The sequence below is a fragment of the Bradyrhizobium sp. STM 3562 genome (genome assembly GCF_045571435.1).
Taxonomy (GTDB): domain Bacteria; phylum Pseudomonadota; class Alphaproteobacteria; order Rhizobiales; family Xanthobacteraceae; genus Bradyrhizobium.
This window is the reverse complement of record NZ_CP120694.1, coordinates 5,197,126-5,210,612: the sequence shown is the minus strand read 5'-3', so window position 1 is coordinate 5,210,612 and position 13,487 is coordinate 5,197,126. Positions and strand designations below refer to the sequence as shown.

Genomic DNA, 13,487 nt, shown 5'->3' with positions numbered 1-13,487 from the left:
CCTTGAGTCCCTTACGCAGCAGGGCGGGAAGCGAGCACGCCGAGTTCGGCGAGCAGCGTGGTTCGTTCGATCGATGTCGTGTCGGCCTTGCGGTGTTCAAAAGCGATCGCGCCATCGCGCATGACCAGGATACGATCGGCCAGCGCGATCGCCTCGTCGACATCGTGCGTCACGAGAAGCACGCCCGGCCGATGATTGGCGACGAGCTCGCGGACGAGGTCGTGCATGCGGATGCGCGTCAGCGCATCGAGCACGGCGAACGGCTCGTCCAGCAGCAGAAGCTCGGGCTGCTGCACCAAGGCGCGGGCGAGCGCCACGCGCTGGGCCTGTCCGCCCGAAAGGTTACGTGGCCAGTCATCGAGCCGGTCGCCGAGCCCGACCTCGGCGAGCGCGGCAGCGGCACGTTCGCGCGCGTCTGGCACTTGAAGGCCGAGTGAGACGTTGCGCCAAAGGCTGTCCCATGGCAGCAGCCGATGCTCCTGGAACACGACGGCCGGCCGCCGCGGCGCTGCAATGCGTCCGCCCTGAATCGGATCGAGGCCCGCCAGCGCCCGCAGCAGCGTGGTCTTGCCGCAGCCGCTTTCGCCCAGCAGCACCACGAACTCCCCGCGCTGGATACGCAAATTGAGCCTATCGATCACGATTCGGTCGCCATAGGCGCGGCGGAGATTGCTCACCACCACGGCCGGAGTCGTCGACGTAGAGGGGGAAGGCAGCGCGACCTGGACGGTCATCGTTGGCCTCCATAGTTGGGGTGCCAGGCCAACAGGCGCCGTTCGAGCAACCGCGCGATCGCATCGGCCGCGACGCCGATCAGGGCGTAGATCACGATCGTGAGCACGATGACATCGGTGCGTAGAAACTCCCGCGCATCCATGGCGAGGAATCCGATGCCGGACTGGGCGCCGATGGTTTCGGCCACGACCAGCGCGAGCCACGCTGTCGCAAGCGCATAGCGCACGCCGGTCAGGATTGAGGGCAGGGCACCGGGCAGGATAACGCGGCGGATCAGTTCGAGTCGGCCGAGCCCCTGGACGCGTCCGAGCTCGACCAGCTTGGGATCGACCTGCCGAATTCCGAGCGTGGTGTTGATGTAGATTGGAAACGTCACGCCAAGCGCGACCAAGAAAATCTTCTCGGCTTCGCCCACGCCGAGCCAGACGATCACGAGCGGGAGAACCGCAAGGAAAGGAATGGCGCGGATCATCTGGACGCTGCGGTCTATCGCAGCCTCCGCGATGCGCGAGAAGCCGACCAGGGTGCCAAGTGCAAAGCCGATGCCGGCGCCGATCGCAAAGCCGCTCGCTGCGCGCAGCAGGCTCACCCCAAGATCGTTCAAGAGGTTGTCGGTCGTCGCCAATTTTATCGCGGTCGCAATGACCTTGCTTGGCGCAGGCAGCACCTGCGGCGAAATCCATCCACCTCTTGCAAGCAATTCCCAGACGATCACGATCGCGCCCGGCGCGAGCCAGGAGATCGCCAGCAGGCTACCTTTGCCCAACGGTGCGGGCGTATGCTGCGGAGCTGGAGGCCGCGCCTGATCAAATTTGGTCGCCGCCAGGGTTTGCTCGGTATTGCTCAAGCTGCTCTGTTCCTATTGCGCCGCGTGAAGGGTGATGGAAAGCAAGGACGCAGCCATCCTGCTGCGCGGGAAACAGGCATGGGTCACCACTCGCTGCGCTGTCGTTAGTTGCAAACCTTCATCACATGCTCAAACTGTCCCACGAATTTCGGCGAACAGAAACAGAGCGGTTTTTCAATTGTCATTCGTTCCGGAGTTTTCTCATTTCTCCGCGCGTGCTCGGGTGGCAAAGAATATCTTTTGATGTGGATGCGCTTGAAGTTGAAGCACCCGTTGGTCAAAACAGGCCGCGTTCGCGCGAGATAACGCGAGCACTTCTGAAGAGAGGCTTCCATGACAGCAACGTCCCCTCGCTTTGGCATCTGGGCGGTTGTGCACGGATCACGTGGCGCGTACCAGGACCCGGATGAACCCTATGACGCCTCATGGGAGCGCAACCGTGATCTCGTGCTTGCCGCGGAAGAGCTTGGCTACGACTCAACCTTGATCGCGCAGCACACCATCAACCCGCATATCGAGGATTTCGACCAGCTCGAGGCCTGGAGCGCCGCGGCAGCGGTCGCGGCGTTGACGAGCCGGATCGAGATCATCGCGGCGATCAAGCCTTATCTCTATCATCCCGTCGTGCTGGCCAAGCTGGCGCTTGGCATCGAGAACATCAGCCGCGGCCGCTTTGCGATCAATCTCGTCAATGCCTGGAATCGTCCGGAACTCGAGAAAGCCGGTATCGGCTTTGCCGAGCATGACGAACGCTACGCCTACGGCCGCGAATGGATCTCGGTTGTATCGCGCCTGATCGAGGGTGAGCGGCTCACTTATAAGGGAAAGCATTTTGACGTGCGCGACTACGTGCTCCGGCCGACGAGCCTCTATCGGCCGCGGCCGACGATCTATGTCGGAGGCGAGTCCGAACCCGCGCGTGCATTGGTCGCCGACCACGGCGACGTCTGGTTCATCAATGGGCAACCGCTTTCTGACGTGGCCGGGCTCATTGCAGATGTGGCAGCGCGCCCACGCTCCGGCGCACCGCCGCTGAGGTTCGGCCTCTCCGCCTTCGTCGTAGCTCGTGAGACCAGCGAGCACGCGCATGCCGAGCACGAGCGCCTGTTGGCACTTGCAGCGAGGGACGCGCCGATGAAGGCAATCCAGCGGCAGAACACCGATCCCAAAGTCGTAATGATGCAGACCATGCAGAAGACGCCGCGCGTCGGTACCAACGGCGGAACTGCCGCCGGTCTCGTCGGCAGCTATGACGAGGTGGCGGCGCGCATTCGCGACTTCTACAATGCCGGTATCGAATTGTTCATGCTGCAATTCCAGCCGTTCGAGGCAGAGATGCGGCGGTTTGCGCTCGAGGTGATACCGCGGGTGCGCCAGGCGCAGGCAACGCGACTGCTAGAGCCGGCGACGGGCTCTTAAGGAGAAGCCACGGCCGACGCGCATGGCGCAAAAGGGCTCGGGTGGCGTCGCGAGTTCGAAATGATCGCACAGGGTCGAGCCGTCATGGTTCTCCCGGAATAGGAAGAAAAATCGGCCCCGATCCCGCGTCACGTTCAGCAGACTACTGCTGCGTTCTACGATCAAAAGAAAACGCTGCCTGTGCCACCACATGAATCTTCTTTCCCCGCGTGCGCCGAGGAAAGCTTCGACCATATCCGCGCGAATATCTGAAATTGCCAGAGGCATGAGCTCACGCGATCTTGTACGACGCGGCGTCAACACTTTGCCGCGTGAAACTGGACTGCGGAGAGTGATCCATGAGAGGACGCGCCGAAAAGCTGTCGGCCACGGCCGGATCTGTTGAATACGACGCGGATGTTCTGGTCCTCGGCGGCGGCCCCGCGGGCACATGGGCAGCGATCAGCGCGGCGGAGCACGGGGCGCGCGTCGTGCTGGCGGACAAGGGATTTTGTGGCACCTCGGGTGCGACGGCCGCGGCCGGGACCGGCGTCTGGTATATCGATCCCCAACCCGCGCTTCGCGAAGCCGCCATGGCAGGCCGCGAGAAGATGGGCGGCTATCTCCAGGACCGCCGCTGGATGGCACGCACGCTCGATTGCACCTATGCGCAAAGCAATCGTTTGGCCAAATGGGGTTATCCCTATCCGGTTGATGACGACGGCAAATCCCAGCGCAATTCGCTACAGGGCCCGGAATATATGCGCTTGATGCGCAAGCGCACCAAGGCGGCGGGCGTCACCATTCTCGATCATAGTCCGGCGCTTGAGCTCTTGGTTGATGACGGCGGCGCGGTCGCCGGCGCGACAGGTGTGCGCCGGCAGAAGGACGACCGGTGGATCGTGCACGCCAAGGCGGTTGTGATCGCGACCGGCGGCTGCGCATTTCTGAGCAAGACGCTGGGCTCGAACGTGCTGACCGGCGATGGTTACCTGATGGCCGCGGAAGCCGGCGCCGAATTGACCGGCATGGAATTCTCCAACCCTTACGCGATTTCGGCGGCATTCGGCTCGGTGACCAAGACGCTGTTCTATGGCTGGGCGACGTTCACCTATGAGGATGGCAGCGTCGTTCCGGGCGCGGCTTCGAAGGGCGGCCGCTCGGCCATTGCGCGTGCGTTGATGCAAGGGCCGGTCTACGCGCGGCTCGACAGGGCCGACGAAGCGGTGCGGCGGTCGATGCGGGTGTCACAGCCGAATTTCTTCCTGCCTTTCGACCGCACCGGCATCGATCCGTTCACACAGCGCTTCCCCGTCACATTGCGCCTCGAAGGCACCGTGCGCGGCACCGGCGGACTGCGCATTGTCGACGACACCTGCGCCACCACCGTGCCCGGGCTCTATGCCGCAGGTGATGGGGCGACACGCGAACTGGTCTGCGGCGGGTTCACCGGCGGCGGCAGCCACAACGCGGCCTGGGCCATGTCTTCGGGCACCTGGGCGGGGCGGGGGGCGGCCGATTATGCGCGGCTGGCTTGCTCCATGCCGAGCCGGCAAGTGTCGCGCGCAGGGACGGTCGCACTTCGCGAGCGCTCCGGCCGGTCGTTCGCACCGGCAGAACTGGTGCGCTCAGTTCAGGACGAAGTGTTTCCGTACGAACTGAACTATTTCCGCGAGGCTGGCCGTCTTGATGGTTCGCTGCAGCGGCTCGATGCGCTCTGGGCCGCAGCGTCCAGTGCTGATGCCGCGGCCGAAGCCGACGTGCTACGCGCCCGCGAGGCGGCTGCCATGCTCGCGACGGCGCGCTGGATGTATCGCAGCGCCCTGGCACGGAAGGAAAGCCGCGGCATGCATCGGCGCGATGATTTTCCAGACCAGAACGAACGTTTCCGGCACTATGTCACGACGGGCGGCCTTGATGAGGTCTGGACGGCACCGCGCGTCCATGCGGATGCTGCTTACGCGGAGGCGGCGGAATGATTGAGGTCATCGATGCCGAGCGCTGCACGTCCTGCGACATCTGCGTGAATGTCTGCCCCACCGACGTCTTCGACAAGACCGGCGGCATTCCGGTGATCGCCCGCCAGAGCGACTGCCAGACCTGCTTCCTCTGCGAGCTCTACTGCCCGGAAGACGCGTTGTTCGTCGCGCCTTTCGCTGATGCGGCGCAGAGCGTCGATGTCCTTGCCTTGAAGCAGGCCGCGCTGCTCGGCAGTTATCGCCGCGCGATCGGCTGGACCGATGAAACCCGGGAGCTTCGCGGCATCGACCGCAGTTACCTTCTGTTTGGGCACTGAGGCCGCCTGCGCCGCCGGAGGCGAGCGTTCAGGGGCCGCTGGGCGTCCAGATCTTCAACGCCGTGGTATCGAGCTTGGCCGGGATCAAATGCTCGGCGAGGAACGCGTCCGCGATGCGCTGCTGCTCCGACAGGCCGGACTTCGTTACCGGCCCGACCAGATAGGAGCGGTGGCTATTGGCCTCCTCGACCGTGGCTGCATCGATGCCCCACAGGCCCGTCAACGTGGCGGCCGCGTCCGCCGGATGCGCCTTGACCCATTTGCCGGTCTCGACCAGCTTGCTGAAAATGACGTTCAAGGCATCGCCGTGCGCGTCAGCGTAGGCGGCGGAGGCGAGATAATAGCGCTTGTAGCTTGCAAGGCCGTTGCTCCCGTCGGCGAGAACCCGAGCATCGGACTGTTTCAACGTGCTGGAGAGGAACGGATCCCAGGCGACCCAGGCATCGACGCTGTTGCCGATGAAGGCGGTTCGTCCATCGGCCGGCGTCAGGTAGGCCGGGCTGATGTCCTGGAAGCTGAGACCGGCCTTGGCGAGCGCGACGAGCAGCAGATAATGACTGCCGGCGCCTTTGGTAACGGCCACTTTCTTGCCCTTGAGATCGGCGACCGTCTTGATAGGCGATGAGCGCGGCACCAGGACCGCCTGCGCCGAGGGCGATGCCGCTTCCTCGGCGATATAGGCGAGCTTGGCACCGGCGGCCTGCGCGAAGATCGGCACGGTGTCGGCGACATCGGCGCCAAAATCCACGCTTCCGATATTGATGGCTTCCAGGAGCGGCAATCCGCTCGTGAACTCGCGCCAGCTTACCGTGATGCCGAGCGGCGCAAGTGCCTTCTCAAGGTCACCATTGGTCTTCAGGATGGCCGTCAGCGTCGACGATTTTTGATAGCCGATCCGGATTTCTTCGGACCGGGCAGCCGGCGCGAACAGCGAGCTAACAACAAGGCCAATTGCGCCGGCCGCGAGGCTGCGCAGAACTGGGGCAAGAGATGGCATCCGTTTTCTCTTTCGTAGGGTGCACGGCGATGATTTGCAGACAATCGCGGCCGTGCGCAATTCCAGAAAACGAGCCGGATCAGCCGTAAAATTCTCTGCCTGTCGCCCCTTCGAGGATGACATTTCCCGGACGTGGCGCTTTATCGCATCAAGTGCGATGCGCTGGCTTAGCGTGTCCAAGTCCGCGCCGATCTGCCAACCGTGAGACGTCTTAGGTTTGTGTTCCCCATCGCCGTACGGTTGCGCTCTCCAAGGCGCGGAATAGGCCGAATTCGACGACAAGCCCGATCAGGATGACGCTCACGAGCCCGGCGAATACCTTGTCGGTGAATAGTTCGTTGCGGTTGCGGAAGATGAACCAGCCGAGCCCACCCTGGCTGGAGCTGACGCCGAACACGAGCTCAGCGGCGATCAGCGTGCGCCATGCAAATGCCCAGCCGATCTTGAGCCCCGAAATGATCGAGGGCATGGCAGATGGGATCAGGATATAGCCGACGTACCGCGGACCCGTGAGGCCGTAATTGCGGCCGACCAGGCGGTGTGTCTCGGGTACTGACTGAAAGCCGGTGAAGGTCGCCAGCGCAAACGGCCACAGCACCGAATGCACCAGCACGAAGATCAGACTGGTCTCGCCGAGGCCGAACCAGAGCATCGCCAGCGGCAGCAAGGCGATGGCTGGAAGCGGATTGAACATCGCGGTCAGTGTGAGCAGCGCTTCGCGCACAAAGATGTTGGCGATCGCCAGGGAAACCAGGACGATCGCCAGACCCAGCGCGATCAAATATCCCTTGAGCAGAACACAGAGCGAGGCAATGACGGCTGTCGCGAGATTTTCATGGAGCAGGGCATCCCAGAGAGCAGCGGCAGTCTGGGTGAAGCTAGGCAGCAGCAGCGGATTGGCGGTCAGGTCGGCTGCGATCTGCCAGAGCAAGGCGAGGGCGACGAGAACGACGCTGCGCCGGAAGCCGACGGAATGGCTGAAGGTTCGACGGCGCTGTAAAGGCTGCGGGCCTTCCGCAGCCGGCAGATCGACGATTTGATCCGTCATGCGGCAGCTCCGGCAGGGCGCGCAAACAGCGCGGCGTTGATGTCGCGGACGATCTCCTGGAATTCCGTAGTGCCGAGCTTGTCCCGTCCGAATCCCTTCGTGTCGAAGGTCGCCAGCGTCCGGCCGGGATGCGCGCTGAGTAGGTGAAGCTTGGTGCCTATCAGTACGGCCTCCTCGATCGCGTGGGTTACAAACACCAGCGTGAATTTCAATTCTTCCGCAAGATCGAGCAGGTCGCTCTGGAGATTGGTGCGCGTCAGCGCGTCGAGCGCGGCGAAGGGTTCGTCCATCAGCAGGACCTCCGGCGCGGTGGCGAGCGCGCGGGCAATCGCGGCGCGCTGCTTCATGCCGCCCGACAGCGTGTGCGGATAGGCATCGAGCGCGCGGGCGAGACCGACTCTCACCAGGGCTTGCTCCGCAATTTCACGCGCCTCCGCCTGTGATTTGCCCCGCGCCACCTTCAACGGGAACGCGACATTTTCGCGTACGGTCTTCCAGGGCAGCAATTGGTCGAATTCCTGGAACACCACCACCCGGTCCGGCCCCGGCTTGGTGACCGGACGGCCGTCGAGCAGGATGCTTCCCTCGCTCGGCTTGATGAAGCCTGCGATGGTCTTCAGGATCGACGATTTGCCGCAGCCGGAAGGCCCTAGCAGAACCAGCCGCTCGCCTTTCGTGACGGCGAAGCTGACATTCTCGACCGCACGAACGCGGCCGTTGTCGGAGACGTAGTCGAGCGTCAGATCTGCGGCCTCAAGGACAGCCCCGGCTGCGCCGTTCATCTTCTTCAACTTCCCGGCTTGTCGTGGAGTTCTTCGAACGTATAGTCCTTCCAGCTCGCTGGCTTGTTCTTGATTGCGCCGATCCTGGCGAGAAAGGCCGCGTATTTGTAAGTGCCCTGCGGAACGATGGTGAAATCGACATCCTCGTTGTCGATGACTGACTTGACGAAGGCTGGTTCGAGTTTGGATTGCTCGACGCGGATGTAGGTCTCCGCCGCCTCGGTCTTGTGGGTCTCGATCCACTGCGAGGCTTCGGCCAACGCGTCGAACAGCGCCCTGAAGGTCTTCGGATTCTCCTTGCGGAATTTCGATGTCGCATAGAGCAGCGTCGGCGTGATCCGGCCTTCCATGATGTCGTAGGAACTCAGGATCTTGTGGACCTTCGGATCCTTCAATTCCTGTTCCTGGTACGGCGGGTTGGAGAAGTGCGCCGAGATCGCCGACGAGCCGGAGAGGATCGCGGCCGTCGCATCGGGGTGGGGCAGATTGACGGTAAGGTCGTCGAGCGCGTTGTACTTGCCCTCACCGAGCTCCTTCTCGGCGGCAATCTGCAGGAGGCGCGATTGCTGCGAAACCACGACGGCCGGCACGGCGATCTTGTCGGACTTGGTGAAGTCCTTCAGCGTCTTGATATTGGGATTGTTGGTGACCAGGTAGTTCGGCTGCTCGCCAAGGGCCGCGATGATCTTCACGTCTGCGCTGCCCTTGGTGCGATCCCAGAGCACGATCACCGGCCCCGCGCCGGCCGCCCCCACATCGACGGCGCCGGACAACAGCGCGTCGTTGATCGCCGCGCCGCCGCTGAGCTTGGTCCATTCCACCTTGATATCGATCCCAGCCTCCTTGCCGTGCTTTTCGACCAGCTTCTGGTCGCGCAACACGTGCAGCGGCAGGTAAACCGTCCCAAACTGTTCCACGATGCGCAGTCGTCCTTCCGCGCGCGCCTCGCCGGCGGCGGCAACGCACAGGAGAAAAAATGCAGCAAGCAGCCTGAACATCATGAGCGGACCTCTGGCGTTTTGGAGGAGGCGGCGGGGATTGGCTGGCCTGGCCAGCAACACTGCATTTGCGGTCATTGGTCCCTCTCTGGCAATTTCGTAAAATCTGCGGATTGGGGTTCAAGTTTCTCGCCGGATGCAAGACCGCGGAACGTTTTGACTGTCGGAGCCCCCGCGCATGCGAACGGCGGCCCGTTCACGCTCGTATGGAGAGCGGGATCCGGCGTGAGGCTTTCATCCCGGGTCTTGCGACGCCCAGCGTGCAGCGCATGAGGGCCGGTTGGCTTCCTACTGGCGCCGGCCGCGGCCGAGGACTTCGTGCTGTCTATTCGGCTGCATCGGTTCGGATGGCCGATGTTGCGAGCGCGCCCGGGTGACGGTAGCTCGCGCCCGGATGCGTGGGATGCAGCAGCGGGCCTCTGCCGGGAAACAGTTTCTCACGCAGCGTTCCTTCGCGGTAGGCTGTCTTGTAGACGCCGCGCGATTGCAACTCGGGCACGACGAGGTCGACAAAGGCGTTAAGCGACTCCGGTACGACCAGGCGGAACAGGTTGAAGCCATCGACATCCGTCTCGTCGGCCCAGGCGATCAGCTCGTCAGCGACGTCCTGAGGTGATCCTACGACGAACGGCGAGCGCGCGCCCGTGCGGCTCAGGCTTGCGAGATCGCCGACCTTGACCGGCCGATCGCTGCGCACCGTGAAGTTCTCGACCATCGACTGGATTGCGTTGCTCTCGACATACCGGATCGGTTGGTCCGGACGGTAGGTGGAGAAATCGATCCCGGTCCAACCCGAGAGCAAGGCCAGTTGGCCCGCCACGTCGACATGGCGAGCGTAGTCTTCGAGAATGTCGTTGGCCTCGGCGCGCGTCCGCCCGACGATGACGGTCGCGCCCGCAAACAGGCGGATGTCGTAGGGATCACGCCCAAAGTCCTTCGCCGCGTTCCGGATCTCTCGTACCGCGCGGGCAAGGATCGGCTTGGTCTGGCCATTGAGGAAGATCGCCTCAGCGTGCTTGGCGGCAAAGGCGCGGCCGCGCCGCGAGGTACCGGCCTGATACAAGAGGGGCGTGCGCTGTGGCGACGGTTCGGCCAGGTGAATGCCGTCGACGCGGTAGTACGGCCCGTTATGCCGGATCCGATGGATCTTTGCAGGATCGGTGAATACCCGCGCTGTCCGATCGCGGCGAACCGCGTCCCGCTCCCAGCTTTCTTCCCACAGCTTGTAGGCAGCGGCGAGAAAGTCTTCCGCTGCGTCATAGCGGTCGTCGTGGGCGCGACCGCCGGCGTGACCCATGCCGCGCGCGCCGCTGTCGAGATAGCCGGTCACGATGTTCCAGCCGATCCTCCCCTGGGTGAGGTGGTCGAGCGTCGAAAAGCGACGGGCGAATTGGTAGGGGTGCTCAAACGTCAGGTTCGACGTGATGCCGAAGCCGAGATGCTTCGTGACGAGCGCCATGGCGGACACAAGCAGCGTCGGCTCGGCATTGGGAAGCTGAACGGCCTGGCTGATAGCCGTGTCCGGACTGGCGCCATAGACATCATAGACACCGAAGACGTCCGCCAGAAAGATACCGTCGAGCAGTCCCCGCTCCGCGGTCCTGGCATAATCAACCCAGTAATCCAGGGTATTGTAGTCGATCGAAGCGTCCCGCGGGTGTGACCAGAGACCCGCCCAATTATGGCTCGGCGCGGTCATGTTGAAGGCATTAAAGCGAAGCTCGCGCCGTCTTCCCATGTATTGTCCTTGCCACTTCAAGCGCCTGAAATCGTCGGAAGCGGCCGTTGAAGGCTGCGTACGCTCTATGCTCAGTCTTATCACTTCTCCCGAATGACATTATTTTCAATTCTCAGCCTATCGTGCCGAAATTCTGCTGCGCTTCAATTTGTAAGTGGCAACATTTCATCGGCTCCTGCGAGTCTTCGCTGAAGATGGAGCTCTATATGCACGGTCTGATCGGTTGCTAAGGCGGTGAAGGTGAACGATCGCACCAAGATGAATAAACTCCGGCGGCGCCGCCATTGAAAAAGAAATGCGCATCGATGCTCGCGACTGCAGCACGTGCATCGCTATTTTTCCAAACGGCTCGACAGCTCTGAAATCGGCACGCATCATTTGTGCCTATCGGCGCACATGTGCGCGGCACATACAAGCCGACGTAGGGTCATCTGACGGAGCCGGAGAAACAGAATGGCTGTCGAAACGAAGAACTTCGAGACGCTAGCACTGCACGGCGGGTCGTATCGCTCCGACCCGGCAACGGGCGCAGTGGCCGTACCCATCTATCAGACGACCTCGTATCAATTTCAAGACACTGATCATGCCTCGCGCCTGTTTGCGCTGGAGGCAATCGGCCAGATCTATACCCGCATCAAGAATCCGACCCAGGATGCTTTCGAGGAGAGGCTGGCTGCCCTCGAAGGGGGCGTGGGCGCGCTGGCTCTCTCGTCGGGGCAGACCGCCTCCGCTTTTGCCCTCTTCAATGTTGCGCAGGCCGGCGACAACGTGGTCTCATCGACGGATCTCTATGGCGGCACCTGGACCCTGTTTTCCCAGACATTGAAGCAGTTCGGCATCGAGGTGCGCTTCGTCGATCCGGCGGAGCCCGAGAATTTCCGTCGCGCAACCGACGCCAGGACACGGGCGTACTACGCCGAGACGCTGCCCAATCCGAAGCTCAACGTGTTTCCGATCAAGGAGGTCGCCGATATCGGCCGTTCATTAGGCGTGCCTCTGATCCTCGATAACACCGCTGCGCCTCTGATTGCGCGGCCGTTCGAGCATGGCGCGGCCGTCGTGGTCTATTCCACGACCAAATATATCGGGGGCCACGGCACGTCGATCGGTGGCGCGATCATTGATGGCGGCAATTTCGACTGGGAAGCGCATGCGTCGCGCTTTCCGTTGCTCACGCAGCCCGACGATGCCTATCACGGTGCAATCTGGACCGAGGCCGCGAAGCCGCTCGGACCGATCGCCTACATCCTGCGCGCGCGGGTGAAGCTGCTGCGTGACCTCGGCGCGGCGATCGCTCCACAAAATGCCTTTCAGTTCATTCAGGGGCTCGAAACGCTACCGCTGCGGCTGCGTCAGCATAATGAGAACGCGATCAAGGTGGCGAATTTCCTCGCCAAGCATCCGTCGATTTCGCACGTGATCTTCCCAGGCCTGCAGAACGGCGAAAATCGTCGTCGCGCCGACGCGTATCTAAAAGGCGGCTACGGCGCGCTGGTTGGCTTTGAGCTCAAGGGCGGGATCGAGGCGGGCCGCAGGTTCATCGACGCCTTGCAGCTCTTCTATCACGTCGCCAATATCGGCGATGCGCGCTCGCTCGCCATTCATCCGGCTTCGACCACACACCAGCAGCTCAGTACGGAAGAACAACTCGCCGCCGGCGTGACCCCGGGTTACGTGCGGCTCTCGGTCGGTATCGAGCATCCTGATGACATCCTTGCCGATCTTGCGCAGGCGCTTGCGAAGATTGATGCGGGCGAAGGCGCCCGCAAGGCGGCTTGAACATTGCGTCGGGAGAACATTCGGAATGATTAGAACGCTGACCGGTGTCGCGCAGGCTACTGGCCTGTTGCTTGCGCTCGCCACGGCCGCTTTTGCTGGCGAGCCGCTCAAAATCGCGACCAGCGCCGGCCCGGTTGGACAACTCGTTCAGTTCGCTGCCGGCCTCGCCAAGTCCAAAGGCATTGATGTCAAGGTGATCGAATTGACCGACTGGGTTGCGATCAATGAGGCGGTCTATAGTGGCGACGTCGACGCAAATCTGTTCCAGCATGGAAACTATCTGGCGCTCCAGAACAAGCAGCGCGGCCTCAATCTGGTGCAGGTCGACAAGGTCGGCGTGATCGCTCCTGTCGGACTGTTCTCGAAGAAGATCAAGAGCCTCGACGAAATCAAGTCCGGAGACTCCGTCGCAATCCCGAACGAGCCCCTGAACGGTGCGCGCGGATTGATTCTTCTGGAGCGGGCCGGCTTGATCAAGCTCACGCCGGGCAAGGGATTCTCGGTCAGCAAGCTCGACATTACAGATAATCCTAAGAACCTGAAGATCGTCGAGCTCGATCCGGCGCAGACGTATCGCTCGCTGGATGACGTCACGCTCGCGCTGGTCAATATCACCTATCTGATCGCGGCTGGGGGCGATCCAAAGACTGCCCTGATTGTCGACCGCACCATCGATGATGGACTTGTATTGCGCTTCACGGCCAAGCCGGAGAAGAAGGACGATCCGCGGCTGAAGGCCTTCATCGAGGTTTTCAAGTCGCCGCAGGTGAAACAGTTCATCGAGGAGAAGCTGCCGGCGTTCATTCCCGCTGGATTCAACAGCTAGTCGTCCCTCGAGCTCGACGATTGTTTGGGTTCGCCCGGATCTC

Annotated in this window: 12 protein-coding genes; 5 read left to right on the top strand and 7 right to left on the bottom strand. The window is 62.4% G+C overall.

Features of this window, described 5'->3' with window-relative positions; all coding sequences use genetic code 11:
* Positions 1–11: 11 nt before the first annotated feature.
* Positions 12–734: an ABC transporter ATP-binding protein gene (locus tag P6U23_RS24205; protein ID WP_407175067.1), complete on the bottom strand. Its 723-nt coding sequence runs from the start codon at positions 732–734 to the stop codon at positions 12–14.
* Positions 731–1,501 carry an ABC transporter permease subunit gene (locus P6U23_RS24200; protein WP_407181561.1) on the bottom strand — a complete coding sequence of 257 codons (771 nt, stop codon included), beginning with the start codon at positions 1,499–1,501 and terminating at the stop codon, positions 731–733. The genes P6U23_RS24205 and P6U23_RS24200 overlap by 4 nt, the downstream gene beginning before the upstream one ends.
* 414 nt (positions 1,502–1,915) lie before the next feature.
* On the opposite strand from P6U23_RS24200, the gene P6U23_RS24195 reads away from it, so the two are divergent.
* The 3 genes from P6U23_RS24195 to P6U23_RS24185 all read left to right on the top strand — a co-directional run bounded on the left by P6U23_RS24195 (position 1,916) and on the right by P6U23_RS24185 (position 5,276).
* Complete coding sequence (locus P6U23_RS24195; protein ID WP_407175066.1) at positions 1,916–3,001, top strand: LLM class flavin-dependent oxidoreductase; 1,086 nt, start codon at positions 1,916–1,918, stop codon at positions 2,999–3,001.
* A gap of 338 nt (positions 3,002–3,339) precedes the next feature.
* Positions 3,340–4,959 (top strand): FAD-dependent oxidoreductase, encoded by a 1,620-nt coding sequence (locus P6U23_RS24190; RefSeq protein ID WP_407175065.1) that lies wholly within the window; start codon positions 3,340–3,342, stop codon positions 4,957–4,959.
* Positions 4,956–5,276: a ferredoxin family protein gene (locus P6U23_RS24185; protein ID WP_407175064.1), complete on the top strand. Its 321-nt coding sequence runs from the start codon at positions 4,956–4,958 to the stop codon at positions 5,274–5,276. Before P6U23_RS24190 ends, P6U23_RS24185 begins: the two co-directional genes overlap by 4 nt.
* A gap of 28 nt (positions 5,277–5,304) precedes the next feature.
* Here the strand turns inward: P6U23_RS24185 and P6U23_RS24180 are convergent, their stop codons facing one another.
* The 5 genes from P6U23_RS24180 to P6U23_RS24160 form a co-directional block, all read right to left on the bottom strand.
* Positions 5,305–6,273 carry an aliphatic sulfonate ABC transporter substrate-binding protein gene (locus P6U23_RS24180; protein WP_407175063.1) on the bottom strand — a complete coding sequence of 323 codons (969 nt, stop codon included), beginning with the start codon at positions 6,271–6,273 and terminating at the stop codon, positions 5,305–5,307.
* Between the two features lie 211 nt (positions 6,274–6,484).
* A complete protein-coding gene (locus tag P6U23_RS24175; protein ID WP_407175062.1) occupies positions 6,485–7,321 on the bottom strand; it encodes an ABC transporter permease in 837 nt (278 codons plus the stop codon).
* Positions 7,318–8,103: an ABC transporter ATP-binding protein gene (locus tag P6U23_RS24170; protein ID WP_407175061.1), complete on the bottom strand. Its 786-nt coding sequence runs from the start codon at positions 8,101–8,103 to the stop codon at positions 7,318–7,320. Before P6U23_RS24170 ends, P6U23_RS24175 begins: the two co-directional genes overlap by 4 nt.
* 5 nt (positions 8,104–8,108) lie before the next feature.
* Positions 8,109–9,104 carry an ABC transporter substrate-binding protein gene (locus tag P6U23_RS24165; RefSeq protein WP_407175060.1) on the bottom strand — a complete coding sequence of 332 codons (996 nt, stop codon included), beginning with the start codon at positions 9,102–9,104 and terminating at the stop codon, positions 8,109–8,111.
* Positions 9,105–9,426: 322 nt separating this feature from the next.
* On the bottom strand, positions 9,427–10,839 hold the full coding sequence (locus tag P6U23_RS24160) for an LLM class flavin-dependent oxidoreductase (protein WP_407175059.1): 1,413 nt from the start codon (positions 10,837–10,839) through the stop codon (positions 9,427–9,429).
* Between the two features lie 453 nt (positions 10,840–11,292).
* Here P6U23_RS24160 and P6U23_RS24155 point away from each other — a divergent pair, with 453 nt between their 5' ends.
* Together P6U23_RS24155 and P6U23_RS24150 are read left to right on the top strand one after the other, a co-directional pair.
* Positions 11,293–12,618, top strand: coding sequence for an O-acetylhomoserine aminocarboxypropyltransferase/cysteine synthase family protein (locus P6U23_RS24155; protein WP_407175058.1), 1,326 nt, complete (start codon positions 11,293–11,295; stop codon positions 12,616–12,618).
* 25 nt (positions 12,619–12,643) lie between these two features.
* Entirely contained in the window at positions 12,644–13,444 is an 801-nt protein-coding gene (locus P6U23_RS24150; protein WP_407175057.1) for a MetQ/NlpA family ABC transporter substrate-binding protein, read from the top strand.
* Positions 13,445–13,487 lie beyond the last annotated feature (43 nt).

Coding starts and splice junctions, on each gene's coding strand:
- P6U23_RS24155 (WP_407175058.1), top strand. CDS start 11,293: ATGGCTGTCGAAACGAAGAACTTCGAGACGCTAGCACTGCACGGCGGG.
- P6U23_RS24195 (WP_407175066.1), top strand. CDS start 1,916: ATGACAGCAACGTCCCCTCGCTTTGGCATCTGGGCGGTTGTGCACGGA.
- P6U23_RS24175 (WP_407175062.1), bottom strand. CDS start 7,321: ATGACGGATCAAATCGTCGATCTGCCGGCTGCGGAAGGCCCGCAGCCT.
- P6U23_RS24160 (WP_407175059.1), bottom strand. CDS start 10,839: ATGGGAAGACGGCGCGAGCTTCGCTTTAATGCCTTCAACATGACCGCG.
- P6U23_RS24185 (WP_407175064.1), top strand. CDS start 4,956: ATGATTGAGGTCATCGATGCCGAGCGCTGCACGTCCTGCGACATCTGC.
- P6U23_RS24165 (WP_407175060.1), bottom strand. CDS start 9,104: ATGATGTTCAGGCTGCTTGCTGCATTTTTTCTCCTGTGCGTTGCCGCC.
- P6U23_RS24205 (WP_407175067.1), bottom strand. CDS start 734: ATGACCGTCCAGGTCGCGCTGCCTTCCCCCTCTACGTCGACGACTCCG.
- P6U23_RS24190 (WP_407175065.1), top strand. CDS start 3,340: ATGAGAGGACGCGCCGAAAAGCTGTCGGCCACGGCCGGATCTGTTGAA.
- P6U23_RS24150 (WP_407175057.1), top strand. CDS start 12,644: ATGATTAGAACGCTGACCGGTGTCGCGCAGGCTACTGGCCTGTTGCTT.
- P6U23_RS24180 (WP_407175063.1), bottom strand. CDS start 6,273: ATGCCATCTCTTGCCCCAGTTCTGCGCAGCCTCGCGGCCGGCGCAATT.
- P6U23_RS24170 (WP_407175061.1), bottom strand. CDS start 8,103: ATGAACGGCGCAGCCGGGGCTGTCCTTGAGGCCGCAGATCTGACGCTC.